Here is a 25,816-nt window from a genome sequence, read left to right on the forward strand (position 1 = left end):
GTCATGTCTGTAGCAAACGCAGGTTTCCCCCTGCTGACGGTCACGGCCGCGCTGCCCGCGGCCGGAGCCGTCGTCACCGCGGCGCTGCCCGCCGCCAGGCGCGGGGCCGCGAAGTGGGTGGCGCTGCTGTTCTCCGTGGCGACGCTGGTGTCCGCGCTGGTGGTGCTCGCGCGGTTCACACCCGGCGGCCCGCGCTACCAGCTCACCGAATCGCACTCCTGGATCAGGGACTTCGGGGTGCGCTACGAGCTTGGCGTCGACGGCATCGGTGCCGTGCTGATCGCGCTCACCGCGCTGCTGCTCCCGTTCATCATCGGAGCGGCCTGGCATGACGCCGACGAGCTGGAGCCCGCGCGCCCCAACCGCCGCTGGCGGCCCACGCAGGGCTTCTTCGCGCTGATGCTGGCGACCGAGGCGATGGTGATCATCTCGTTCGCGGCGACCGACGTGTTCCTCTTCTACGTCTTCTTCGAAGCCATGCTGATCCCGATGTACTTCCTCATCGGCGGCTTCGGCGACCGGGCCCACTCGGGCGGCGAGGACGAGGCGGCGAAGCAACGCTCCTACGCGGCCGTGAAGTTCCTGCTCTACAACCTCGTCGGCGGCCTCATCATGCTGGCCGCGGTCATCGGGCTCTTCGTCGTCACCTCCGACCAGCTCGGCGAGGGCACGTTCTCTCTCCCGGAGATCGCACGCGCACGCGCCGCCGGCGAGCTGAGCCTGGGCACGAACATCGAGCGGCTGCTCTTCCTCGGCTTCTTCTTCGCCTTCGCGGTGAAGGCGCCGCTGTTCCCGTTCCACACCTGGCTGCCCAACGCCATGGGCGAGGCGACGGCTCCGGTGGCCGTGCTGATCACCGCCGTCGTCGACAAGGTGGGCACCTTCGCGATGCTCCGCTTCTGCCTCGGCCTGTTCCCCGAGGCGAGCAAGTGGGCGACGCCGGTGGTGCTCGTACTGGCGCTGCTGAGCATCCTCTACGGTGCGCTGCTGGCGGTCGGCCAGCGGGACATCAAGCGGCTGATCGCCTACGCCTCGATCTCCCACTTCGGCTTCATCATCCTCGGCGTCTTCGCGATGACCAGCCAGGGCCAGAGCGGAGCGACGCTCTACATGGTCTTCCACGGCGTCTCCACCGCCGCGCTGATGCTGGTCGCCGGATTCCTCATCAGCCGTCGCGGCTCGCGTCTCATCGCGGACTACGGCGGTGTGCAGAAGGTGGCGCCCGTACTGGCGGGGACGTTCCTCGTGGGCGGCCTGGCGACGCTGTCGCTGCCGGGGCTGGCGCCGTTCATCAGTGAATTCCTGGTGCTGGTGGGCACGTTCAGCCGCTACCCGGTGGCTGGTGTCGTCGCCACTGCGGGCATCGTCCTGGCGGCGCTGTACGTACTGCTGATGTACCAGCGCACCATGACGGGGCCGGTGGAGAAGCCCGAGGTGCGGGCCATGCCGGACCTGAGGGTGCGGGAAGTGGCCGTCGCGGCGCCGCTGGTGGCGCTGCTGATCTTCCTCGGGGTCTTCCCGAAGCCACTGACCGAGATCGTGAACCCGGCTGTCGGGCACACGCTCTCGGACGTGCGGAAGAAGGACCCGGAACCGGAGCATCGGGTCGCGGAGACCGGATGGTTCGACTACAAGCCGGCTGAGCACGCCGGAGGTGACCACAAGTGAGCGCGGTGGCAACGGCGGGGACGGCGGCGGCCGTTCCCGGTCTGTGGACACTCGGAGCCGGAGAACTACAGGCCCCGAAGATCGAGTACGGCCAGCTCTCGCCGACGCTGATCGTGCTGGGCGCTGCCGTGATCGGCATCGTTCTGGAGGCGTTCCTCCCCCGGAAGTGGCGCTACGGGGCGCAGTTGGTGCTCGCGGCACTGGGGCTCGCGAGCGCCTTCGCCGCGGTCCTCGGACTGGCCGTGTCGGGGCACGCCACGACGAAGGCGGCGATCGCCGGGATGGGCGCCGTCGCCGTCGACGGTCCGACGCTCTTCCTCCAGGGCACGATCCTGCTGGTGGGCCTGGTGTCGGTGTTCGTCTTCGCCGAGCGGCGTCTGGAGCCGCGTTCGCACGCATCGGACGGGACCGGTGGCTCCTCGGCCAAGCGCGGGGGGCACGTCGACTCCTTCGCCGCGCAGCCCGCGTCCGTACCGGGCGGTGACGGTGAGAAGGAGGCCACGAAGGCGGGCTGGACGACCACCGAGGTCTATCCGCTGCTGCTCTTCGCGGTCGGCGGCATGCTCATCTTCCCTGCCGCGAACGACCTGTTGACGCTCTTCATCGCGCTTGAGGTCTTCTCCCTGCCGCTGTATCTGCTGTGTGCGCTGGCCCGCCGCAGGCGGCTGCTGTCGCAGGAGGCGGCGGTCAAGTACTTCCTGCTGGGCGCGTTCTCCTCGGCGTTCCTGCTGTTCGGCGCCGCACTGCTCTACGGCTACGCGGGCACCGTCAACTACTCGGGAATCGCCCGCGTGATCGGCAACGCCGACCGTACGACCAGCACCGTACTGGCGGAGACCACGGGCAACGACGCGCTGCTGCTGATCGGCGGCGCCATGGTCGTCATGGGCCTGCTGTTCAAGGTGGGCGCCGTGCCGTTCCACATGTGGACGCCGGACGTCTACCAGGGTGCGCCCACGCCGGTCACCGGCTTCATGGCGGCGGCCACGAAGGTCGCGGCCTTCGGTGCGCTGCTGCGTCTGCTGTATGTCGTGCTGCCGGGCCTTCGCTGGGACTGGCGCCCTGTGATGTGGGGCGTCGCGATCATCACGATGCTGGCGGGCGCGGTCGTCGCCATCACGCAGACCGACATAAAGCGTCTGCTGGCGTACTCGTCGATCGCGCACGCGGGCTTCCTGCTCGCCGGTGTCATCGCCACGTCGAGGGACGGCGTCGCCTCGGTGCTCTTCTATCTGGGCGCGTACTCGTTCGTGACGCTGGGCGCCTTCGCGGTCGTCACGCTGGTGAGGGACGCGGGCGGCGAGGCTACGCATCTGTCCAAGTGGGCCGGGCTGGGCCGCCGTTCGCCGCTGCTGGCGGGGGTCTTCGCGGTGTTCCTGCTGGCCTTCGCCGGTATTCCGCTGACGTCCGGCTTCTCCGGGAAGTTCGCCGTGTTCAAGGCGGCGGCCGAGGGCGGCGCGGGCGCGCTGGTGGTCGTCGGTGTGATCGCCTCGGCGATCGCGGCCTTCTTCTACATCCGTGTGATCGTGCTGATGTTCCTCAGCGAACCGAAGGCGGACGGGCCCACGGTCGCCGTCCCCAGCGTGTGGACGACGTCGGCGATCAGCGTCGGTGTGCTGGTGACGCTCGTGCTGGGTGTCGCGCCGCAGTACTTCCTGGATCTGGCGAGCCAGGCGGGCGTCTTCGTCCGCTGACCTGCCGGGCGCCGGCCGCTCACGGGCCGGTCGTCTCCGTCTCGCGCCGCTGCCCGGCTCCTCAAGGGGAGCCGGGCAGCGGCGTTTTCAGCGGGTCGGCCGCCTGCTAGCTTGACGTGGCCCTGTCGACTGCGGGGCCGTGGACACAGGACCGACAAAGGAGTGCGGGGTGCGCAGGTCAGCGCGGAGAGCGGGGGCGGTGGCCGTGATCGCGGCCGGTGCGCTTCTGATGAGCGGGTGCGGAAGCGGCGACGACGGCGGCAAGGACGAGGGCGGCAAGGGCAAGCCGGAGGCCTCGGCCTCCAAGTCGGCCTCGGAGGGCGCGGGGAAGACAGACAAGCCCTCCGGCGACGGCGAGACCGGCGGCGACGCCACCGAGGGCGCCCCTGACGACGGCAGGGGCGGCGACTCGGGCAAGTCCGGGTCCGGCAAGTACGCCGGTGTCTGGAAGGCGAAGGGCAAGCAGTACGTGCTGACCGTCGTGGGCGACAAGGTGACGCTGCTGCGCGAGCGCGGCAGGAACTGCACGGGCTCCCTGGGCGGTTCGGGCGGCCGCACCGTCGCCCTCAAGTGCCCGGGCGGCGCCGACGAGGCTCGTACGAACGGCGAGATCGGCGCCCTCAAGGGCAAGTCGATGACGGTGAGTTGGAAGGGCGGCCCGACCGAGGTCTACGCCCGGGTCACCGACGTACCGGTGGAGCTGCCCGAGGAGTAGCAGAGGCACGAGCGGCGCGGACCGTGCGGGGCACCCGCTAGCCGTGCCGGGTGCGCCCGGGGGCCCGGAGAGCCGCGCTCCGGTGCCCGTAAGCCCCCGGCCATGCGACGGACGACGGACCGCCAGGCAGTCAGCTCACGGACGCCGTGCGCCGCTCCCTGCGGATCAGTGGCCGGTCCAACGCCTCGGTCAGCCAGGCGAGTTGGGCCTGGTCGCCGACCACCGGGTTGGTCAGGGAGCCCACGCCCTCGATCTCGATACGGGCCGTGTCGCCGCCCTGGAGGGTGAAGTCCATCTCCGGGACGATGCCCGTGCCCGTCGCCAGCACCGCGCCGTCCGGGAACGGCTGGGCGTGCCACAGGTGTTCGGCCAGGCCGTGCGGATCGCGGTGGAAGGCGGCGGTGGAGGTCTCGCCCTCGAAGGCGGTCTCGCCGTCGCGGAGGACGGTGAGAGTGATCCGCAGCGCGCTCACGTCCGGCAGCTCCCACGACGGTACGACGCCTGAGGAGACGGCCGCGCTGCCGCCGTAGATCTTCGCCTGCGGAAGGTACAGCGGGTTCTCGCCCTCGATGCTGCGGGAGCTGACGTCGTCTGTGACCACGTAACCGGCGGTCTCACCACGGCTGTTGAGCACCAGGCCCAGTTCGGGCTCGGGGACGTTCAGCTCCGAGTCGTCGCGTACGGCGATGGGCTCGCCGTCGGTCACGATCCGCCAGGGCTGGGCCTTGAAGAAGAGTTCGGGCCGCGTGGCGTCGTAGACACGCTCGTAGACGGACTGCTCGGTGCTCTCGGCGACGCGGGCCTCGCGTGAGCGCTCGTAGGTGACGCCGGCCGCCCACAGCTCCATCAGCCCGTCCAGGGGCGGCAGCAGTACGACGCGGCCCTCGGCGAAGACGGCGGGCCCCGCGGCGGTCCCCTCGGCGAGGACGCGCAGCTCGTCCGTGGAGAGCCGCAGCAGGTCGGCCACGCGGGGTGCGCCCTCGAAGGCGCGGATCGCTCCTGAACCGTCCGCGACGCCGGTGCGTATGGTCCCGCTGTCGTCGGCGAAGCGCACTATGCGTGTCATCGCTGCTCCCTCCCGCCTGCGGCGTCCCCTAAAGACGTCTGACCGCTGGAACGTAACCTTCACATACGGCCATGACAAGGGGGTGCGGAGAGGCGCTTGTCAGGGTGCTGGACTGGTGTTACTGCTCGTTGTGCAGGCTTGGCTCGTCTGCCGGGTCTGGTCGAGACGGGCAGACATCTGACATCTTGGGTTGTGGGTGCGCTGAGGGCCCGCTCTGCCCACAGCGTCTCCCGGATGGCGCCGCCTTCGCGACCCTCCCGCACGTACCAGGAGCGCACGTACCAGGAGTGAGTGCCGATGACCGCCCGCATCGCCGACGTCGAGACGATCGACGTCCGCTTCCCCACCTCCCGCGAACTCGACGGTTCCGACGCGATGAACGAGGCCCCCGACTACTCGGCCGCGTATGTGGTCCTGCACGTCGCGGACGACGGCGAGGGAACGGGCGACGGAGGAGGAACCGGCGAGGGGGACGGGCAGGCGGTCTCCGAGGGGCACGGGTTCACGTTCACGATCGGCAGGGGGACCGACCTGGCGGTGGCCGCCGCACGCGCGATCGGCGAGCGCGCCGTGGGAACGTCCGTCGACGAGGTCGCCCGCGACCCGGGCGCCTTCTCCCGCCACCTCCTCGGCGACAGCCAGCTCCGCTGGCTCGGGCCCGACAAGGGAGCCATCCACCTCGGTGCCGCCGCGGTGATCAACGCCGCCTGGGACCTGCTCGCCAAGCGTGCGGGCAAGCCCCTGTGGAAGCTGCTCAGCGACCTCACCCCGCAGCAGATCGTCGATCTCGTCGACTGGCGTTACCTGAAGGACGCACTCACTCCCGAGGCCGCCCTGGAGCTTCTGGAGTCGCGGGCCGCAGGACGCGCCGAGCGCGAGGCATACGTACGAGAGCACGGCTACCCCGCCTACACGACCAGCGCGGGCTGGCTCGGCTACGACGACGAGAAGCTGGCACGGCTGTGCCGGGAAGCCGTCGAACAGGGCTGGGACTCGGTCAAGTTGAAGGTCGGCGCCGACCTCGGCGACGACGTGCGCCGCTGCCGCATCGCCCGCGAGATCATCGGTCCCGGCCGGCGCCTGATGATCGACGCGAATCAGACTCTCGGCGTCGCCGAGGCGGTCGAATGGGCGGACGCGCTGAAGGAGTTCGGCATCTGGTGGTTCGAGGAGCCGACCAGCCCCGACGATGTACTCGGGCACGCCGCGATCCAGCGGCGCATCGCCCCCACTCATGTGGCGACCGGTGAACACGCCCACAACGCCGTGATGTTCAAGCAGTTCCTCCAGGCCGGTGCGATCGGGATCTGCCAGATCGACGCCTGCCGCCTGGGCGGTGTCAACGAGGCCGTCGCGGCGCTGCTGCTGGCCGCCGCGTACGACGTGCCCGTCTGCCCGCACGCGGGCGGCGTCGGCCTGTGCGAACTGGTGCAGCATCTCTCGGTGTTCGACTACGTGGCGGTCAGCGGCTCCATGGACGACCGCGTCGTCGAATACGTCGACCATCTCCACGAGCACTTCGTCGACCCCGTACGGGTGGAGGGCTCGCGCTACCGCGTGCCCGAGGTGCCCGGCTACAGCGCGCAGATCCGCCGCGAGACGCTTCGGGCGTACCGCTTCCCCGACGGCTCCGTGTGGGGCGGCACGGCCCCGGTGACATCCTGACCGGCATGACGAGCGAAAGAGACGGGGGCGGCGGAGGCGGCAGCGTCGTCGATGTGGCGATCGGCCGCCTGAAACAGCGCATCGAGAGCGGTGAGTTCGCCCCGGGGCACCGGCTGCCTCCGGAGTCGGTGCTGGCGGGCGAGCTGGCGCTGTCCCGCCCGAGCCTGCGTGAGGCGGTGCGGGCGCTCGCGATGGCCGGGGTCCTCGAAGTGCGCCGCGGGGACGGCACGTTCGTCACCGATCTGCGTCCCGAACGGCTGCTCAGCGCCATCGGCAGCTTCCTCGATCTGGCGCAGGACACCGCCCTGGACGAGATGCTGGAGTGCCGCAAGGTGCTGGAGCCCGGTGCCACCGCGCTCGCCGCGACCCGTATGGACGACGCCGCGCTCGACGGTCTGCTGGAGCGGATCGAACGGATGCGGACGCTCCAGGAGCCGGGCGAACTCGTCCGCGAGGACCTGGCGTTCCACGCCGACATCGTCGCGGCGACCGGCAACCGTACCCTCCAGTCGCTGGTCTCCTCAGTCAGCAACCGCACGGCCAGGGCCCGCATCTGGCGGGCCCTGGTCAAGTCCGACGTCCTCGCCTGGACGCATCAGCAGCACATGGACATCCTCGGCGCACTGCGCGCCCGCGACAGCCTCGGCGCCTTCGCCGCGGCGAGCCGCCACGTCAACGATGTGGAGACGTGGGTACGGGAGCGGCTCGCGGTGGTACGGGAGGGCGCGGACGGGCACGAGATACCGCCCCCGGAGTGATCCGGCACGCACGGGGTCGTTTCCGGCCCGTCCGGCGCCGGTTCCCCCGTCGGCACCGACCCCGCCGTCCCGCTCCCGCGTCTGCCGCGCCCGCCTCTGCCGCGCCCGTCCCGCCCGGCCGCAGTCCCGTACCGGCCGCGCTACCGCGCCGGCTCGATCCGCCCCGTCACCTCGCCCAGGCCGATACGGCCGCCGCCCGGTCCCGGGGCCCAGGCGGTGAGCGTCACCTCGTCGCCGTCCTCCAGGAACCCCCGGGTTCCGTCCGGGAGTTGGAGCGGTTCCTTGCCGCCCCACGTCAGTTCCAGCAGACAGCCGCGCTGCCCGTGCTCCGGGCCGCTGACCGTGCCCGAGGCGTAGAGGTCGCCCGTACGCAGGGAGGCGCCGTTGACGGTCATGTGCGCGAGCTGCTGTGCCGCCGTCCAGTACATCGCGGAGAACGGGGGCTCGGAGACCGTGTGGCCGTTGATGCTCACCGTGATGTGCAGCTCGATGCCGCCGGGCTCCGGCTCCGCCGAGTCGTCGAGATACGGCAGGAGCGGCTCGTCGCGTGCGGGCGGTGCCGTACGAGCGTGGTCCAGCGCGTCGAGCGGCGTGATCCAGGCGGAGACGGACGTGGCGAAGGACTTGCCGAGGAACGGGCCCAGCGGCACGTACTCCCAGCCCTGGATGTCGCGCGCCGACCAGTCGTTGAGGAGCGTCACGCCGAAGACGTGGTCGCGGAAGCCGGACAGCGGCACGCTCTCGCCGCGCTCTGACGGTGTGCCCACCACGAACCCGACCTCGGCCTCGATGTCGAGCCTCCGCGACGCCCCGAAGAGCGGCGCCTCCTCGTTCGGCGGCTTGCGCTGCCCCTTGGGCCTCGGCACGGGCGTACCGGATACGACGACGGTGCCGGCGCGGCCGTGGTAACCGATCGGCAGATGCTTCCAGTTGGCGGGCAGCGCCGCGCTGTCGGGGCGGAAGATCTTGCCGACGTTGGTGGCGTGGTGCTCGCTCGCGTAGAAGTCGACGTAGTCGGCGACCTCGAACGGCAGCCGCATCGTCACCTCCGTCAGCGGCCGAAGGAATCCGGCCACCGTCTCCCGGTGCTCGGGCGCGGTCAGCCACTGGCGCAGCTCGGCCCTGACGGACTGCCATACGGGGCGGCCCGCCGCCATCAGCGGCCCCAGCAGCGGCTGTTGGAGCAGTTCGGTGTGCGGGGAGCCGAAGGCCGCCGCGGCGCCGCCCGCGTCGAGCACATGGTCGCCGTAGCGGACGACTATGTGCGGCCGTCGCGGGTGCTCGGGGGTGGTGCACACGCCGTACGGGAGGTTGTCCGGGCCGAAGGGGTCGCCTTCGGCCACATGTGGCTGCCGGGGAGGATTCACGTCTGTCACGGTGCCTCGCCTTCGAGATCGTCGCCGGTCACGGGCGAGTTCAGCGTACGGGCACCCTCGCGGCGCGCTGTGGGCGAGGGGAGCGACCCGGCCACGGCGCCAGGGCATCGCGAGGGCCGGCGGGGGCATCGCGAGGGCGGCTGCGAGAGCCGGGGGGCGGGCGCGAACGGGAGCCCCGGCGACCTGCGGAACGAGCCCGGTCGGCGGTGGGGCTCCAGGGGGCGCTCGGGCGGCGAGGACCCCCGCCGCACCCCCTCGGGCCTCCGCAACCGAACGGCGCACGGGCCACCGCAGGGCCGGTGTCCGTCAGCCGATATGCGCCCATGGAGATCGACATGGGACCGGATACGCTGCCGGGTGTTGGCGACGACCGGAAGTGAACCCGGAAGTGGAAGCAGCGAGCGTTCCGCGTGACCGCTCATTCGTCGTATGCAGACAGGAGAAACCCCTCGTGAACGACGTCGGGCCCTTCGGACTGACCGTGCAGGACAAGGCTCTCGAGGCCGATGTCCGTGCGGGGCTGTCTGCTGTCGAGGAAGGTCTCATCGAGGCCACGAAGAGCGACGTCCCGTTCATAACGGGCGCCGCGCAGCACCTCGTACGGGCGGGCGGGAAGAGATTCCGGCCGCTGCTGGTGATGCTCGGCGCACAGTTCGGCGACCCGCACGCACCGGGGGTGGTGCCCTCGGCCGTCGTCGTGGAGCTGACGCATCTCGCGACGCTCTACCACGACGACGTGATGGACGAGGCGGACGTGCGCCGCGGCGTCCCCAGCGCGAACGTCAACTGGACCAACTCGGTGGCCGTGCTCACCGGCGACTACCTCTTCGCGCGTGCGTCCCACATCCTCGCCGACCTCGGCCCCGAGGCCGTACGCATCCAGGCCGAGGCGTTCGAGAGGCTGGTGACGGGCCAGATCATGGAGACCGCCGGGCCAGGCGAAGGCCAGGACCCGGTGCAGCACTACCTCGACGTCATCGCGGGCAAGACCGGCTCGCTCATCGCCGTCGCGGGCCGCTTCGGCGGGCTGATGTCGGGCGCCGACGAGAGCGTGGTCTCGATCCTCACCCAGTACGGCGAGCGAGTGGGCACCGCCTTCCAACTCGCCGACGACGTACTCGACATCGCCAGCGACTCGCATGAGTCCGGCAAGACGCCCGGCACGGATCTGCGCGAGGGCGTCCCCACCCTTCCCGTTCTGCGGCTGCGCGCCCACGCCGCCTCCCCGCAGGCCACCGCCGAGGACCGGGCACTGCTCGAACTGCTCGACGGCGACCTCACCGACGACGCCCGGCACGCCGAGGCTCTGACGGCGCTTCGGGCGCACCCGGCGCTGGAGCAGGCACGTCAGGACACCGTGCGATACGCGAACGAGGCACGCGAGATGCTGACGCCGCTGCCCGACTGCGCCGCGAAGACCGCCCTTTCGCAGCTCTGCGACGCGGTGGTGCACCGGGCCGCCTGAGGGTCCATCGCCCGCGAGCCCTTTCGTACGAGGGCCCATACGGAATCGGCAGCTTCTGAGCGGACGTCCGAGTGCACGTCCGAGTGGGCGTCCGAGTGGGCGTCTGCGGCGTCCACACGGCCTCCGGGTCCGGCTGAGGGACCGTCTCGTCCGGAAAGCGCCCCGGAAGATGGCCGTCCACGCGTCGGCCCGCCCGCCTCACCGGCCGGTTCATGGTGTGACCCGTCATCCGGTTCATCGACCGGCGCAATGGACGGCTCAGGGTTCCAGCCCCCTCACGGGCCTCCGCACGGGGGACATGGCACTCCGCTTCTCCACCCGCAGGAGTAGGCGCAGTTGCCTCCATCGGTTGACGCGAAACGCTCCCGGGTTTGGTGCGATGGAGACTCCACCCCGCACGTTCCCGTGGAATTCGGGGACAATGGCCGAGCGGGAGTGGGGTCTCCCTGCCGAAGGCTGGCAGGGGTCTCCTCGCCGAAGGCAGGCGTGGGGTCTCCCCGCCGAAGGCAGGCGTGGGGTCTCCCCGCCGAAGGCAGGGGACGGACGAGTGCACGTAGACAACCGGCCACCGACCCGGAGGTAGGGCACGACATGGCACAGATCCAACCGAAGACGTCCGGCAGGAAGGCCGTCCGGTACGGGATACCAGCCGGCGTCGCCGGAATCGCCGCGCTGACCATCGGACTCGTCCCGGCACTCGCCAAGACCGGCGCCCCCGACCTGCCGAAGATCTCGGCTGAGGAACTGGTCGCGAAGATGGCCGCGTCCGACACCCAGCACATGTCCGGCACCATGAAGATCAAGACCGATCTCGGTCTGCCGGAGATCCCGGGCATGGCAGGGGGAAGCGGCGGCCGGCAGGGCGGCGGCCTCTTCGGCGGCGGCCCGCACGGCGACGACAAGGGCGGCGGCCAGGGCGAAGGCAAGGGCTCGGGCCCCGCGCCCCAGGAGAAGCTGATGGAGCTGGCCTCCGGCGAGCACATGCTGCGCGTCGCGGCCGACGGACCCGAGAAGCAGCGCGTGTCCATCGTCGAGGACGCCTCCGAGTACAGCTTCATCCACAACGGCGACGAGGCGTGGATGTACGACAGCGGCTCGGACACCGCCTTCCACGCAAAGGCACCCGAGGGCGCGGCCGGGAAGCACGAGGACCACGGCAAGCGCGGGGAGCACGGCAAGGGCCACGGCGGCATGCCGGGCGGCGGGATCGGCGACGTGACCCCGCAGAAGGCCGCGAAGCAGGCGCTGAAGGCGGCGGACGACACCACTTCCGTGACGGTCGACGGCACGGCACAGGTCGCGGGCCGCGACGCCTACCAGCTCCTCATCAAGCCGAAGGGCGCCTCCCACTCGACCATCGACTCCGTACGCATCGCGGTCGACGCCGACAACGGCACACCGCTGAAGTTCACGGTCGCCCCGAAGGGCGGCGGCGAGCCGGTCGTCGATGTCGCCTACACCAAGGTCGACTTCGGCAAGCCCGACGCGGGCACCTTCGACTTCAAGCCCCCGAAGGGCACCGACGTCACCGAGGCGGGCCCGCACGGGAAGGCGCACGGCAAGCACCTCCGTGAACTGAAGAAGCATGGAATGCCCGGGATGCATGGAATGCCGGGTGCGCGCGGCGAGTTCGAGAAGTCCGAGAAATTCGAGAAGTCCGAGATGTTCGAGGAGTTCGGCAAGTCCGGGAAGGGCAAGGGCTTCGGGCCTTCAGGGCCCGGAGGGCTGAACGTCCTCGGCAAGGGCTGGGGTTCGGTCGCCGAGATCGACATGGGCAAGGGCGCGGGCGGTCTTCCCGGCGCCGGAGCCCAGGGGTCCGGCGACGACGCCAAGTCCCCGGAGGGGCAGCGGTTCCTCGACGGCTTCAGCGAGAAGGCAAAGGGAGACTTCGGCACCGGACGGATCTTCCACACCCGGCTCGTCAACGCTCTGATGACGGACGACGGAAAGGTCTACGTGGGCGCGGTGACGAAGGAGGGCCTGATCAAGGCCGCCGACGCCGCCGCCAAGTGACCGTTCCGTAAAGCGGGTCGTGACCGGCTGTCCGTCCCCACCGCTCGTCGCGGGCGGTGGGGACGGGCGTGCCTGAGGGGAGTTCCGTACAGAAGCACGTTCCGCACAGAAGCACCGGGCGCGGCGGGAAGGGGGCACCGGCCCCGCCCACCGATCAGACACACCGGACGCCGAGACGATCAGAGCGAACACGGGAGCGCCATGGCCCAGCCGTCCGCCGAAGCGGTCATCGAGACCCGCGGGCTCAGCAAGCGCTACCGCGGTGGTCAACTCGCCGTGGACGGGCTGGATCTGACCGTCCCCCGCGGAAGCGTCTTCGGCTTCCTGGGGCCGAACGGCTCGGGGAAGACCACCACGATCCGCATGCTCCTCGGCCTTATCGACGCCACCGAGGGCGGCATCCACGTGCTGGGCGAGCGGATGCCGTCCGCGGCCCGCCGGGTGCTGCCGCGCGTAGGAGCTCTGATCGAGGGCCCGGCGCTCTACGGGTTCCTCTCGGGGCGCGCCAACCTCCACCGCTACGACGCCGCCGACCCCACCGCCGATCCCCGTACGCGCGGGCCGAGGGTCGAGGGCGCGCTGGAGCGGGTCGGGCTGTCGGCGGCGGCGAACAAGAAGGCCAAGGCGTACTCGCTGGGGATGAAGCAGCGGCTGGGAATCGCCGCGGCCCTGCTGCAACCGCGCGAACTGCTGGTGCTCGACGAGCCGACCAACGGCCTCGACCCGCAGGGCATGCGTGAAATCCGTTCGCTGGTACGGGCGTTGGCGGAGGACGGCACGACCGTCTTCCTCTCCTCCCATCTGCTGGACGAGATCGAGCAGGTCTGTACGCATACGGCTGTGATGAACCGGGGGCAGCTCGTCACCCAGGGCACCGTGGCGGAGATGTCGGCGGGTGCCCGTGGACGGCTGACGGTGGCCACACCGGACGGCGCGGAGGCGGCGCGCGTACTGAAGGAGCACGGCGTGAGCGATCTGACGGTGGCGGGCGACGAGGTGACGGGCGAACTGCCGCCGGGGGAGGCGGCTCCCGCGCTGGATCTCGCCGATCTGAACGCCGCGCTCGTACGTGCCGGGGTCCGGGTGCGGGGCTTCGGTGTGACGCGGGCGTCGCTGGAGGACGTCTTCGTATCGCTGACCGGGGAGGGCTTCGATGTCGCAGGCTGACCTCGCGGGTGAGGGCACCCGGCCCGAGTCCCAGTCCGTGGCCTCGTCCGGCGCAAGGGCCGTGAAAGGCCACCGGCGTCCGTCCGGTCTGCTGCGCAGCGAACTGCTCACAACCTTCCGCCGGTCGCGCACCATCGCACTGCTCGGCGTGCTCGCGGTGATCCCGGTACTGGTCGGCATCGCCGTCAAGATCGAGACGGCGGACGGGGGTTCGGCGGGCGGCGGCGGAGGCGGGGGACCGGCGTTCATCTCGCAGATCACCAACAACGGCCTGTTCCTGGTCTTCACATCGCTCGCGGCCACGCTGCCGTTCTTCCTGCCGATGACCGTGGGCGTCGTCGCGGGCGACTCGGTGGCGGGCGAGGCCAACGCCGGCACGCTGCGCTATCTGCTGGTCGCACCGGCGGGGCGCACTCGGCTGCTGCTGGTGAAGTACGCGGGCACGATGGTCTTCTGCCTCGCCGCGACCCTCGTCGTCGCCGTGTTCGCCCTGGCGACGGGGGCGGTCCTCTTCCCGCTCGGCGAGGTCACCCTGCTGTCGGGGACCTCGGTGCCGCTTTCGGAGGGGCTGCTGAGGGCGCTGGCCATCGCGGTGGCGGTGGCCGTATCGCTGACCGGGCTGGCCGCCCTCGGGCTGTTCGTCTCGACCCTCACCGACAGTGGAATCGCGGCGATGGCCGCAACGGTCGGGCTGCTGCTGATGGTTCAGATCGTGGACACCATTCCGCAGCTCCACGCCGTGCAGCCGTATCTCTTCCCCCACTACTGGCTGAGCTTCGCCGACCTGCTGCGCGACCCCGTCTACTGGGACGAGCTGGTGAGGAACTTCGGTCTACAGGCGCTCTACACGGCCGTGTTCGGGTCGGCGGCGTGGGCCCGCTTCACCGGGCGGGACATCACGGCTTAGGGCTGGACGCCGCCGCGGACGCTCCCGTCCCGGCTCCGGCTTCCGAGTCCGCCCCCGCTCCCGAGTCCGCTCCGGCTTCCGCTTCCGCCGCCTCGGCCGCCTTCGCCGCCGCCTTGCGCAACTGCTCGCGGCCCCGGCGCCTGGTGCGCAGCGCGTCCCACGTGAGCACGCACAGCGCCACCCACACCAGTACGAACCCGGCCCAGCGTTCGGGCGGCATCTCCTCGTGGAACGCCAGCAGGCCCAGCACGAACATCAAGCCCGGCGCCAGATACTGAAGCAGGCCGACGGTCGTGAGCGGCAGCCTCACCGCCGCGCTCCCGAAGAAGATCAGCGGTACCGCCGTGACCACGCCCGAGACGGCGAGCAGCAGGGCATGCCCGGTGCCGCCGCTTACGAAGGAGCCCTGGCCGGTGGCGCTCAGATAGACGAGGAAGCCCAGCGCGGGCACGAACTGGACGGCGGTCTCCGCGCTGAAGCTGTCGACGCCGTCCAGCAGGATGCGCTTCTTGACCAGCCCGTATGTGGCGAAGCAGAGCGCCAGTCCGATCGACAGCCACGGCACCTGCCCGTAGGCGATGCTCAGCACGGCGACCGCCGCCGCGCCGATCCCTACGGCCACCCACTGCCCGGGACGCAGCCGCTCCCGCAGCAGCAGCACGCCGAAGGCTATGGAGACAAGGGGGTTGATGAAGTAGCCGAGGGAGGACTCCAGGACCATTCCGGCGCTCACCGACCAGATGAACAGGCCCCAGTTGACGGAGATCGCGGCGGCGGCGGCAACGACCAGGGCGAGCCGCTTCGGCTGCCGCAGCAGCGGGCGTATCCACGCCCAGCGGCGCAGCACGGCCAGCAGCACGAGGGCGGTCGGCAGGGACCACACCATCCGGTGGGCGAGGACCTCGCCGGGGCTGGTGGATTCGAGCAGATGCCAGTAGAGCGGAAGGATTCCCCAGAGGCCGTAGGCGGCGAAACCGTAGAGCAGGCCGGTCCGCTGGTCGCTTCGGTTTACCACGAACCGTCCTCCTCGAAGAGAGCCGTCGGTGCGGGACCGACGGTAAGCCCTCCGCGAAGGGACTGTCATCTCCGTTTCACATGACGGTACTGACAGCGCGCGGGTGGCGTGGGACGTGGTGCGCACGCCGCGGCCCCGCCGGAACCGAAGTCCCCGGCGGGGCCGCGTAGTTGCTGCTGATGCCTGTCAAGGTGCCGCGTGTCCGGTGCCGGTGCTGCGCGTCCGGCGCCTGTGCCCTCGTGTGCCTGCCGGGCCGCGTTCGGCGTCCGCCTGGCCGCGTCAGCCCGCGACCGTCCAGGTGTCGTTGCCCGCGAGGAGCGCACCGAGGTCGCCCTTGCCCTGCTTCTCCACGGCGGCCTCCAACTGGGTGCTCATGTCCGCGTCGTAGACGGGCCGGCGGACGTCGCGCAGGACCCCGATCGGTGTGCGGTGCAAGGTCTCCGGATCGGCCAGCCGCGACAGCGCGAACGCCGTCGTCGGCGACTCGGCGTGCGCGTCGTGCACGAGGACGCCGTCGGTGCCCTCCTCCGTCACGTCGACGATGCGCAGATCGCCCGTGGCCGGGTCGCGTACGACGCCCTTGGTGCCGAGGCCGTCCTCGCCGGGGGCGCCGAAGCGGATCGGCTCGCCGTGCTCCAGGCGGATCACGGCCTCCTGCGCCTGCTGCTTGTCCTTGAGCGCCTCGAAGGCGCCGTCGTTGAAGATGTTGCAGTTCTGGTAGATCTCCACCAGGGCCGTCCCGTGGTGGTCGGCCGCCGCCCGCAGCGTGCTCGTGAGGTGCTTGCGGTCCGAGTCGACCGTACGGGCCACGAACGACGCCTCGGCGCCCAGCGCCAGCGAGACCGGGTTGAAGGGAGAGTCGAGCGAGCCCATAGGCGTCGACTTGGTGATCTTCCCGGTCTCCGAAGTGGGGCTGTACTGGCCCTTGGTGAGCCCGTAGATCCGGTTGTTGAAGAGCAGGATCTTCAGGTTCACATTGCGGCGCAGCGCGTGGATCAGATGGTTGCCGCCGATGGACAGCGCGTCGCCGTCACCGGTGACGACCCACACCGACAGATCGCGCCGCGTGCTCGCCAGCCCGGTCGCGATGGCCGGTGCGCGCCCGTGGATGGAGTGCATCCCGTAGGTGTTCATGTAGTACGGGAAGCGGGAGGAGCAGCCGATGCCGGAGACGAAGACGATGTTCTCCTTCGCCAGGCCGAGTTGGGGCATGAAGCCCTGGACGGCCGCCAGTACGGCGTAGTCGCCGCAGCCGGGGCACCAGCGCACCTCCTGGTCGGACTTGAAGTCCTTCATGGTCTGCGCCGCTTCGGCCTTCGGCACCAGGGAGAGGGCCTCGCTCTCCGGGCGGGTCCCGGGGGTCGTCTCAGTCATCGAGGGATGCCTCCTTCAATGCGGTCGCGAGCTGCTCGGCCTTGAAGGGCATGCCGTTGACCTGGGTGTAGGAGTGTGCGTCGACGAGGTATTCGGCGCGGATGAGGGTGGCGAGCTGGCCGAGGTTCATCTCGGGCACGATGACCCGCTCGTAACGCCGGAGCACCGCCCCGAGGTTGGACGGGAACGGGTTGAGATGGCGCAGATGCGCCTGTGCGATGTGCTGCCCGTCCCTGCGCAGCCGGCGCACGGCCGCGGTGACCGGCCCGTACGTCGAACCCCAGCCCAGTACCAGCGTCTTGGCGCGGCCGCCCGGGTCGTCGGCCTCGATGTCGGGCACGTCGACGCCGTCGACCTTGGCCTGGCGGGTGCGGACCATCAGGTCGTGGTTGGCCGGGTCGTAGGAGATGTTGCCGCTGCCGTCCTGCTTCTCGATCCCGCCGATGCGGTGTTCGAGGCCGGGCGTTCCCGGGACCGCCCAGGGCCGCGCCAGGCTGTGCGGGTCGCGCTTGTACGGCCAGAAGGTCTCGGTGCCGTCGTCGAGCCGGTGGTTGGGGACCTGGGCGAACTGCACGCTCAGATCCGGGAGTTCGTCCGTCTCCGGGATACGCCAGGGCTCGGAGCCGTTGGCGAGATAGCCGTCGGAGAGAAGGAAGACCGGTGTGCGGTAGGTCAGCGCGATGCGGGCGGCTTCCAGTGCCGCCGTGAAGCAGTCGGCGGGGGTGCGCGGCGCGACGATCGGCACGGGTGCCTCGCCGTTGCGCCCGTACATGGCCTGGAGCAGATCCGCCTGCTCGGTCTTGGTGGGCAGCCCCGTCGAAGGGCCGCCGCGCTGGATGTCGACGATCAGCAGCGGCAGCTCCAGCGAGACCGCGAGCCCGATGGTCTCCGACTTCAGCGCCACACCCGGGCCCGACGTGGTGGTCACGCCGAGCGCGCCTCCGAAGGCTGCGCCGAGCGCGGCGCCGATGCCGGCGATCTCGTCCTCGGCCTGGAAGGTGCGAACCCCGAAGTTCTTGTGCCGGGACAGCTCGTGCAGCACGTCCGAGGCGGGCGTGATCGGGTACGAGCCGAGGAAGAGCGGCAGCCCCGACTGGTGGGACGCGGCGATCAGGCCGTAGGCGAGGGCGAGATTGCCCGAGATGTTCCGGTACGTCCCGGGCGGGAAGGCGGAGCTGGCGGGTGCCACCTCGTAGGAGACGGCGAAGTCCTCGGTGGTCTCGCCGAAGTTCCAGCCGGCCCGGTACGCGGCGATGTTGGCCTGTGCGACCTGCGGCTTCTTCGCGAACTTGGTGCGCAGGAAGTGCTCGGTCTGCTCGGTCGGGCGGTTGTACATCCACGACAGCAGGCCGAGGGCGAACATGTTCTTGGAGCGCCCGGCGTCCTTGCGGCCGACGTCGAACTCCTTGAGCGCCTCCACGGTGAGCGTGGTCAGCGGCACCTCGTGGACCCGGTAGCCGTCGAGCGAGCCGTCCTGGAGGGGGCTGACGTCGTAACCGACCTTCGCCATCGCGCGCTTGGTGAACTCGTCGGTGTTGACGATGATCTCCGCGCCGCGCGGCACGTCGCCGATGTTGGCCTTGAGCGCCGCCGGGTTCATCGCCACGAGCACGTTGGGGGCGTCGCCCGGCGTGAGGATGTCGTGGTCGGCGAAGTGGAGCTGGAAGGAGGAGACGCCCGGCAGCGTGCCCGCGGGGGCGCGGATCTCGGCGGGGAAGTTCGGCAGCGTCGACAGGTCGTTGCCGAAGGAGGCCGTCTCGGACGTGAAGCGGTCGCCGGTGAGCTGCATGCCGTCGCCGGAGTCGCCCGCGAAGCGGATGATCACGCGGTCCAGGCGGCGTACTTCCTTGCCGGGGGCGGGCCCCTCCACGCGTGGGGCGCCGGTGCCGTCCGTACCGTTCGCGGCTGCCGTGCCGTCCGCGGCGCCGGTCGCCGCGGGCTCATCAGGGCCCGGGCGCTGCCCGGCTGGGCTGTTGACCTGGTTGGTCACGGTGGATCGGACCTCCTAGCGGCGGCGTGCTCGCCAGCCATCGTACGTCGGTAAGGGTTGCCTTCCCTGGTGTGACCACATCGCGGACGAGGACTTGAGACGCCGCGTGGATCGCCACGGTCCGGGCCTCGCCGTGCCCTGCCGGGCTCCTCCTCCGGGCTTCTCCTGTCTCCGTAATCCCAGCTCAAGGCCCTGGCGCCGAAATGCGGGCAGCAGCCGGGCGGCAGCGCCCGTGACCGGTCAGGCGCTCAGGAGCCGAGATACGTCAGCACCGCCAGCACGCGGCGGTGATCAGCGTCACTCTGCGACAGGCCCAGCTTCATGAAGATGTTGCTCACATGCTTCTCGACGGCACCGTGGCTGACCACGAGCTGCTGCGCGATCGCGGAGTTCGTACGCCCCTCCGCCATCAGCCCCAGCACCTCCCGCTCCCGAGGGGTCAGCGCCGCCAGTACGTCCTGCTTGCGGCTGCGGCCCAGTAGCTGCGCGACCACCTCCGGGTCGAGGGCCGTACCGCCCCGTGCGACCCGTACGACCGCGTCCACGAACTCCCGCACCTCGGCCACCCGGTCCTTCAGCAGATAGCCGACGCCGCTGCTGGAGCCGGCCAGCAGCTCCGTGGCGTACTGCTCCTCCACGTACTGCGACAGCACCAGGACGCCCAGATCGGCGTGGGCCTCGCGGAGCGCGATGGCCGCCCGTACGCCCTCGTCGGTGTGGGTCGGCGGCATCCGCACGTCGGCGACGACCACGTCGGGGAGCGACCCCGCGGCAGCCAGCTCCGCGACGGCCTCGACCAGGGCGTCGCCGTCGCCCACGCCCGCGACGACCTCGTGACCGCGGTCCGTCAGAAGCCGGGTCAGGCCCTCCCGCAGCAGCACCGAGTCCTCTGCGATGACCACCCGCACCCTGTCCTCCACGTCCTCCGCCATTCAAGGCCCCCGGATCTTGACTCGTGGACTGCTCAGTACGACGCATACGACGCGCTCAGCATTCCAGACTCCCGCCGCACGGGCTGAGGGACGCGGCAGCGGGGGCGGGGGTTGTCAGCCCGTGGGCACGGGCCGCGCGCTCATGGCGTGGGCCGCTCCCACCCGGGGGACGGACGCGCCTCCGCGAGCACGGGACGCGTCTCGGCGGGCGGCGTGCGGGGCGGTCGCAAGTGTCAGACCTGCCAGGGGAGTTGGGCGGTGATGGTGGTGGGTCCGCCGGTGGGGGAGTCGATGAGGAGGAGTCCGTCTACGGCGGTGAGGCGTTCGGTGAGTCCTTTGAGGCCGGTGCCGTGGGTGGTGTTGGCGCCGCCTTGGCCGTTGTCGGTGATTTGGAGGTGGAGGTGGTCGTGGGTTTTCCACAGGTCGATGTGGGCGGTGGTGGCGCCGGAGTGTTTGGTGATGTTCTGGAGTAGTTCGGAGGCGGTGAAGTAGGTGATGCCTTCGATGGCTTGGGCGGGGCGTTGGGGGAGGTCGTCGGTGATGGTGGTGGTGGCGGTGCAGCGGGTGGCGAGTGCGGTGAGGGCGGGGGCGAGGCCGCGGTCGGTGAGGATGGCGGGGTGGATGCCGCGGGCGAGGTCGCGGAGTTCTTGGAGGGCGAGTTTTGCTTCGCCGTGTGCTTCGTCGACCATGTCGGCTGCGGCTTGGGGGTCTTCGAGGAGTTTTTCCTTGGCGAGTCCGAGGTCCATGGCGAGGGTGACGAGGCGTGCTTGGGCGCCGTCGTGGAGGTCGCGTTCGATGCGGCGCAGGTCGGCCGCGGCGGTGTCCGCCACGGAACCACGATCCGACTCCAACTCCCTTACGCGGGTGGCGAGCGGCGAAGGGCCGAGCAGCCCGAGCACCATCAGCCGGTCGATCTGCGTAAGCCCCCGCACGATCCACGGCGCCGCCGTCAGCAGGACCAGCCCGACCGCGCAGGCGATCGCCACCTCCGGTGGGCTGTCCACGTACATGCCCCCGATCTGCGTCGTGCCGTCCACGGTCGCCCCGTCGGGCCCCAGCCGGATACCGGGCTGGCCCAGATGCCGGGGGAAGACCCACTGCCACGCGGGATACAGCGTCAGCGTCCAGGCGCACGACCAGAAGGTGACGGAGACGACGAAGGCGAACAGCGCCCAGGGGAAGTACAGCAGCGTGTAGAGCAGATGCCGCCAGGAGACGCCGCTGCGCAGCAGCGCCCCCATCCATGGCATCAGGCCGCTGCGCCGCTGAAGCGTGTGCACGGGCTCGGGCTCGGCGATGTCCACGTCCAGCAGCGTCCGCGCCCGCATCCGCTCCAGTACGCCGAGGCCGCGGCAGCCCATCAGGGCCGCGGCGAGCACGGGCACCCCGAGGAAGGTGATCAGCAGTCCGGCGCCCGCCGAGACCATGACGACGGTGTACGAGAAGAAGAGGCATGCCAGCGGCAGCCCCGTGACGACGTACAGCAGCTCGCGCCATGTGCGTGCCTCGAACGGGGCGCGCAGTGCGGCGGGCATCCGGTGCGGCCGGGGCCCTGCGATGTCGGTTGCGGTAGCCATGGGGCGGATGCCCGTCCTTCCGGGAGCGAGGGGTGGAGGTGCGGCACGGGCGCGCGGTCCGGGGCGTCCGGGCGGGCCTGCCGGGCTGTGCCGGGAGGGCTTCTGCCCGCCTGTGCTTGCCCCGGCCCGTCGTGTCCGGTCCGGCTCGCGTGAGCGTCCCCTACAGGGTCCGCCCCCGGTACGGGCGGCGGCCATGGCGTGGGCACGTGTCCCCGGGAGGGGGTTAACCCGACCCTTCCCCGAGTCGAGGCCCGCGTCGAGGTCAGTGGACGCGGCGGAAGCGCCTGCGCTTCGTACGGGAGTCCTTGCCCGTACGGGTCTTCTTGCCGTTGCCGCGTTCCGCGCCGGGGCTCCCGTGTCCGTTCTCCCGTTCGCGCCAGGGGAGTTGGGCGGTGATGGTGGTGGGTCCGCCGGTGGGGGAGTCGATGAGGAGGAGTCCGTCTACGGCGGTGAGGCGTTCGGTGAGTCCTTTGAGGCCGGTGCCGTGGGTGGTGTTGGCGCCGCCTTGGCCGTTGTCGGTGATTTGGAGGTGGAGGTGGTCGTGGGTTTTCCACAGGTCGATGTGGGCGGTGGTGGCGCCGGAGTGTTTGGTGATGTTCTGGAGTAGTTCGGAGGCGGTGAAGTAGGTGATGCCTTCGATGGCTTGGGCGGGGCGTTGGGGGAGGTCGTCGGTGATGGTGGTGGTGGCGGTGCAGCGGGTGGCGAGTGCGGTGAGGGCGGGGGCGAGGCCGCGGTCGGTGAGGATGGCGGGGTGGATGCCGCGGGCGAGGTCGCGGAGTTCTTGGAGGGCGAGTTTTGCTTCGCCGTGTGCTTCGTCGACCATGTCGGCTGCGGCTTGGGGGTCTTCGAGGAGTTTTTCCTTGGCGAGTCCGAGGTCCATGGCGAGGGTGACGAGGCGTGCTTGGGCGCCGTCGTGGAGGTCGCGTTCGATGCGGCGCAGGTCGGCCGCGGCGGTGTCCGCCACGGAACCACGATCTGACTCCAACTCCGCGATGCGCCGCTCCAGTTCGTCGGAGGGCGAGAGCAGCCCCCGTACGAGGGCACGGTCGACGTTCGTCAGCCCCCGCGCCAGCCACGGCAGCACCGGCCAGGCCACGAACAGCGCGGGCAGCGTGACCCCGAAGCTGAGCCAGCCCCAGGGCAGCCGTACGAAGAAATACAGCACGTGCCGCCAGGCCACCGAGTCCTTGAGCTGCGCCCACAGCCACGACAGGAAGCCGTCCTCGCGCGCACGCACGGGGCTCGGCTCCTCGATGCTCACGCGCAGCAGCAGCCGCGCCCGTGCCCGCTCGAACCGTCCCAGCCCGCGTGCGCCGAGCAGCGTCAGCGCCAGCAGCGGCAGCCCGATCAGAGTGAACGACAGCCCCGCCGAGGCGGAGATGCAGGCCGTGATGTAGACGAATCCGACGACGCCGACGGGCATGTTGCACAGCAGGTGTACGACCTCCCGCCATGACTGCGCGCTGAGCGGCGGCGCGGGCGGCGGCAGGCGCTCTTCGCCGGAGCCCTCGAGGCCGCCGGGCTTGCCGGGGCCGCTGGGCTCGCCGAAGTCGCCCGAGGCCCCGAAGTCGTACGGGTCCTCGGTGCCGCCGGTGCCGGAAGGGTGTCTGGCGCTCATGGGGAAAGCCTGCCCCCGCTGGCAGGTGCGGCGCCATGGGGTCCGGCGGGGGGACGGCGTGGGGATAACCCCACCTCGCGAGGGCAGCCGGCGCGCGTGAGAGCCCGGCGTACGGGCGCCCGGCGCCCGTACGGAAACAGAGGCACGCACGACGATGTCTTCGACGGACGAGGATGTGACGACGCACGACCCTGTCTCGGCACACCACGACACCCGGCGCACGAAGACGCCCGCGCGTGCGCCGAGCGCACCCGCGGGCGTCGTCGTATCCACGTCCCCGGTCCGGTCCCGCGGCCTCGGCCGCAGGACAGATCCGTCAGAGCGGAGCGGGACCGGGCGTCAGCCCAGGTCCTTCGCCGCCTTCTTGATGTCCGCCGCGAAGGTGCTCACCTCGGTGTAGACACCGGGCTTGCCCTTGCGCGCACAGCCCTCGCCCCAGCTCACGATGCCGACCTGCACCGGCTTGCCGGCCTCGTCCTTACGGAACATGGGGCCGCCGGAGTCGCCCTGGCAGCTGTCGACGCCGCCCTCGTCGAGGAGGCCCGCGCACAGCTCCTCGCCCGGGATCAGCTCCGAGTAGGCGCTCTTGCACTTCTCGTCGTCGACGAACGGCACGGTGGCCTTGAGCATCTTCTGCTGCTGCTCGCCGCCTTCCTTGTCCGCGCCCCAGCCGGCGATGGTGAACTCGTCCTTGTTGAGGGAGTCGTCCTCGGCGATCGGCAGGGTCTCCTGGTCGATCGGCTTGGCGAGCTTGATGAGCGCCCAGTCCTTGCCCTTGCCGTTGTAGCCGGGGGCCTGGAGGACCTCCTTCGACTTCACCTCGACCTTGTCGGAGTCCTCAAGGTCGACCACGCCGCCGGTGGCGGTGATGCTGTCGTTCTCACCGCTGCCGTCCACGCAGTGCGCGGCGGTCAGGACGACGTCCTTCTCGAAGAGCGCGCCGCCGCAGCCCATGGAGAGCCGGACCATCCACGGGAACTCGCCCTTCTCCGCGGGCGTACCGCCGACGATCTTGGCGCTCGGTCCCTCCGACTTGGCAGCGGGCTTGGAGTCGGTCTGTCCGGCCATGGCCGCACCCATGGGCGCCAGGCTCAGCGCTGCGGCCGCCACGGCGGCACCGGCTATGAGTCTCTTGGCCGTCTTACCAGGCTTCTGCACGGGTTTTTCCTCTCGTGGGGGGTTACGCGCGTAGCCCGACGGAGATCGCCCAAATCGCCTGGAAAATCAGGGAATTGGGCAGCCCCCGACAAGCATCGTGCGATTCTCTTCCCGCCGCGCGCACCATGGCAAGGGGCGGTTTCCGGCGACAACAGCCCCATACAGGGGCAGACGCGGCATGTATTCGGCTGCCGGATCCTGCCGGGTGAAAGATTGCGTGTACGCCCTAGACTCCCCTGCGTACAAAGCGCTGGACGCACATGAGTGGACGGCGTGGCCGAAGTCGCGCACGGCGCGGAAGCACGGCCGGAGGCGACAGCGGGAGCACTGGCCGTCGCGTGGCCCGCGAAGGCCCAGGCGCGCGGGCACGCACGATATCGACGCGGGCGGGCGGCGATCCGCCTGCGAGTGAGGAAGGGCAGACGTGCCGGACTATTTCCACGGCTATTCGGTCGTCGGGCTGGTCGCGGTGGTCGGAGTGCTCTTCGTCGCCGTCGCGTTCGGCGCGGGACGGCTGCTGCGGCCGGTGGTGCCGACGCGGGAGAAATTCCTGACGTACGAATGCGGCGTCGATCCCGTGGGCGAGGGCTGGGCGCACACGCAGATCCGCTACTACGTGTACGCGTTCCTGTATGTGATCTTCGCCGTCGACTCGGTCTTCCTCTTTCCATGGGCGACCGTCTTCGCTGCGCCCGGCTACGGCGGTGTCACTCTGATCGAGATGTTCGTCTTCCTCGGATTCCTCACCGTCGGCCTGCTGTACGCATGGAAGAAGGGCGTCCTGGAATGGACGTGAACCGCGACGTGACGAACACGAACGACGACGTGACGAACGAGGCGAACGGCCGTGAGCGAGGCGGCGGCGCGAGCGGGCCTGCCGGAGAGAGCCGCTCGGGTCCGGTGGTGGTGAAGGCGGCGGCCAAGGCGCTCGGCCCGCTGGCGAGACTCGCGCCCGAGCCGATGAAGGTCGTACTCAACTGGGGCCGCCGCTACAGCCTCTGGGTCTTCAACTTCGGACTGGCCTGCTGCGCCATCGAGTTCATCGCGGCCTCCATGGCACGGCACGACTTCATCCGCCTCGGCGTCATCCCCTTCGCGCCCGGACCCCGGCAGGCGGACCTGATGGTCGTCTCGGGGACGGTCACCGACAAGATGGCGCCCGCGGTGAAGCGCCTGTACGAGCAGATGCCGGAGCCCAAGTACGTGATCTCCTTCGGCGCCTGCTCCAACTGCGGCGGCCCGTACTGGGATTCGTACTCCGTGACGAAGGGCGTCGACCAGATCATCCCCGTCGATGTGTACGTGCCGGGGTGCCCGCCGCGGCCCGAGGCGCTGTTGCAGGGCGTGCTGAAGCTCCAGGAGAAGATCGCCCGGGAGTCGACGGCCCAGCGGTACGCAGTCACGTCGCGCGGGCCTTCGACCGCAGCGCTGCGGAGCGGCCTGGTGGCGCCGCCGGAGGCGAACAGCGGTGCGCGGGACGGGAATTCGGACGCCGGCGCCGACGGCGGAACGCATGGGAGGACGGACGGCGAACCGGGCCCCGGTGCCGATCCGGAGGAGGGCGGCGGCCGGTGAGCGGGCCCGAGGAGCCGAAGGCAGAGCAGGCCCCGGGCGGGCCGGAGGGTGCTGACGCGCGTCAGGAACGGGACACGGCGGAC

At 70.6% G+C, this 25,816-nt stretch carries 20 protein-coding genes; 11 read left to right on the plus strand and 9 right to left on the minus strand.

The window, feature by feature from the left end; all coding sequences use genetic code 11:
• Positions 1-3 precede the first annotated feature (3 nt).
• The 3 genes from MMA15_RS16765 to MMA15_RS16775 all read left to right on the plus strand — a co-directional run bounded on the left by MMA15_RS16765 (position 4) and on the right by MMA15_RS16775 (position 4,077).
• On the plus strand, positions 4-1,668 hold the full coding sequence (locus MMA15_RS16765; protein ID WP_241060721.1) for an NADH-quinone oxidoreductase subunit M: 1,665 nt from the start codon (positions 4-6) through the stop codon (positions 1,666-1,668).
• Complete coding sequence (nuoN, locus tag MMA15_RS16770) at positions 1,665-3,362, plus strand: NADH-quinone oxidoreductase subunit NuoN (RefSeq protein WP_372498257.1); 1,698 nt, start codon at positions 1,665-1,667, stop codon at positions 3,360-3,362. The genes MMA15_RS16765 and nuoN overlap by 4 nt, the downstream gene beginning before the upstream one ends.
• A 169-nt stretch (positions 3,363-3,531) precedes the next feature.
• Positions 3,532-4,077 carry a hypothetical protein gene (locus tag MMA15_RS16775; RefSeq protein WP_241060723.1) on the plus strand — a complete coding sequence of 182 codons (546 nt, stop codon included), beginning with the start codon at positions 3,532-3,534 and terminating at the stop codon, positions 4,075-4,077.
• Positions 4,078-4,207: 130 nt separating this feature from the next.
• Here the strand turns inward: MMA15_RS16775 and MMA15_RS16780 are convergent, their stop codons facing one another.
• On the minus strand, positions 4,208-5,143 hold the full coding sequence (locus tag MMA15_RS16780) for a fumarylacetoacetate hydrolase family protein (protein WP_241060725.1): 936 nt from the start codon (positions 5,141-5,143) through the stop codon (positions 4,208-4,210).
• Between the two features lie 297 nt (positions 5,144-5,440).
• On the opposite strand from MMA15_RS16780, the gene MMA15_RS16785 reads away from it, so the two are divergent.
• Both MMA15_RS16785 and MMA15_RS16790 read left to right on the plus strand, forming a co-directional pair.
• A complete protein-coding gene (locus tag MMA15_RS16785; RefSeq protein WP_241060727.1) occupies positions 5,441-6,808 on the plus strand; it encodes an enolase C-terminal domain-like protein in 1,368 nt (455 codons plus the stop codon).
• 5 nt (positions 6,809-6,813) lie between these two features.
• Positions 6,814-7,566, plus strand: coding sequence for a FadR/GntR family transcriptional regulator (locus MMA15_RS16790; protein ID WP_241060729.1), 753 nt, complete (start codon positions 6,814-6,816; stop codon positions 7,564-7,566).
• Between the two features lie 140 nt (positions 7,567-7,706).
• On the opposite strand, the gene fahA is transcribed toward MMA15_RS16790, so the two are convergent.
• The gene (gene fahA / locus MMA15_RS16795; RefSeq protein WP_241060730.1) at positions 7,707-8,942 is read right to left on the minus strand and encodes a fumarylacetoacetase; all 1,236 of its coding nucleotides are present in this window, start codon (positions 8,940-8,942) and stop codon (positions 7,707-7,709) included.
• Between the two features lie 451 nt (positions 8,943-9,393).
• Between fahA and MMA15_RS16800 the strand changes: the two genes are divergently transcribed.
• The 4 genes from MMA15_RS16800 (at position 9,394) to MMA15_RS16815 (ending at position 14,494) form a co-directional block, all read left to right on the plus strand.
• Positions 9,394-10,407 carry a polyprenyl synthetase family protein gene (locus MMA15_RS16800; RefSeq protein WP_241060731.1) on the plus strand — a complete coding sequence of 338 codons (1,014 nt, stop codon included), beginning with the start codon at positions 9,394-9,396 and terminating at the stop codon, positions 10,405-10,407.
• A 591-nt stretch (positions 10,408-10,998) separates the two neighbouring features.
• The gene (locus MMA15_RS16805) at positions 10,999-12,420 is read left to right on the plus strand and encodes a LolA family protein (RefSeq protein WP_241060732.1); all 1,422 of its coding nucleotides are present in this window, start codon (positions 10,999-11,001) and stop codon (positions 12,418-12,420) included.
• Positions 12,421-12,621: 201 nt separating this feature from the next.
• Positions 12,622-13,587, plus strand: a complete 966-nt coding sequence (locus tag MMA15_RS16810) for an ABC transporter ATP-binding protein (protein WP_241060734.1) — start codon at positions 12,622-12,624, stop codon at positions 13,585-13,587.
• A complete protein-coding gene (locus MMA15_RS16815) occupies positions 13,574-14,494 on the plus strand; it encodes an ABC transporter permease (RefSeq protein ID WP_241060735.1) in 921 nt (306 codons plus the stop codon). The genes MMA15_RS16810 and MMA15_RS16815 overlap by 14 nt, the downstream gene beginning before the upstream one ends.
• Here the strand turns inward: MMA15_RS16815 and rarD are convergent.
• The 7 genes from rarD to MMA15_RS16850 all read right to left on the minus strand — a co-directional run bounded on the left by rarD (position 14,484) and on the right by MMA15_RS16850 (position 24,158).
• Entirely contained in the window at positions 14,484-15,509 is a 1,026-nt protein-coding gene (rarD, locus tag MMA15_RS16820) for an EamA family transporter RarD (RefSeq protein ID WP_241060737.1), read from the minus strand. The genes MMA15_RS16815 and rarD overlap by 11 nt on opposite strands.
• Before the next feature lie 279 nt (positions 15,510-15,788).
• Entirely contained in the window at positions 15,789-16,883 is a 1,095-nt protein-coding gene (locus MMA15_RS16825) for a 2-oxoacid:ferredoxin oxidoreductase subunit beta (protein WP_241060739.1), read from the minus strand.
• The gene (locus MMA15_RS16830; RefSeq protein WP_372498258.1) at positions 16,876-18,873 is read right to left on the minus strand and encodes a 2-oxoacid:acceptor oxidoreductase subunit alpha; all 1,998 of its coding nucleotides are present in this window, start codon (positions 18,871-18,873) and stop codon (positions 16,876-16,878) included. Before MMA15_RS16830 ends, MMA15_RS16825 begins: the two co-directional genes overlap by 8 nt.
• Positions 18,874-19,121: 248 nt before the next feature.
• A complete protein-coding gene (locus MMA15_RS16835; RefSeq protein WP_277400330.1) occupies positions 19,122-19,805 on the minus strand; it encodes a response regulator transcription factor in 684 nt (227 codons plus the stop codon).
• Between the two features lie 233 nt (positions 19,806-20,038).
• Positions 20,039-21,382 carry a sensor histidine kinase gene (locus MMA15_RS16840; RefSeq protein WP_241060740.1) on the minus strand — a complete coding sequence of 448 codons (1,344 nt, stop codon included), beginning with the start codon at positions 21,380-21,382 and terminating at the stop codon, positions 20,039-20,041.
• Between the two features lie 262 nt (positions 21,383-21,644).
• The gene (locus tag MMA15_RS16845) at positions 21,645-23,000 is read right to left on the minus strand and encodes a sensor histidine kinase (protein WP_241060742.1); all 1,356 of its coding nucleotides are present in this window, start codon (positions 22,998-23,000) and stop codon (positions 21,645-21,647) included.
• Positions 23,001-23,339: 339 nt separating this feature from the next.
• Positions 23,340-24,158, minus strand: a complete 819-nt coding sequence (locus MMA15_RS16850) for a S1 family peptidase (RefSeq protein ID WP_372498259.1) — start codon at positions 24,156-24,158, stop codon at positions 23,340-23,342.
• Between the two features lie 424 nt (positions 24,159-24,582).
• Between MMA15_RS16850 and MMA15_RS16855 the strand changes: the two genes are divergently transcribed.
• Positions 24,583-24,954, plus strand: a complete 372-nt coding sequence (locus tag MMA15_RS16855; protein WP_241060743.1) for an NADH-quinone oxidoreductase subunit A — start codon at positions 24,583-24,585, stop codon at positions 24,952-24,954.
• A 164-nt stretch (positions 24,955-25,118) separates the two neighbouring features.
• Positions 25,119-25,733, plus strand: coding sequence for an NADH-quinone oxidoreductase subunit B (locus tag MMA15_RS16860; RefSeq protein ID WP_241063245.1), 615 nt, complete (start codon positions 25,119-25,121; stop codon positions 25,731-25,733).
• Positions 25,734-25,816 lie beyond the last annotated feature (83 nt).

It is taken from the genome of Streptomyces marispadix, assembly GCF_022524345.1.
Classification (GTDB): domain Bacteria; phylum Actinomycetota; class Actinomycetes; order Streptomycetales; family Streptomycetaceae; genus Streptomyces; species Streptomyces marispadix.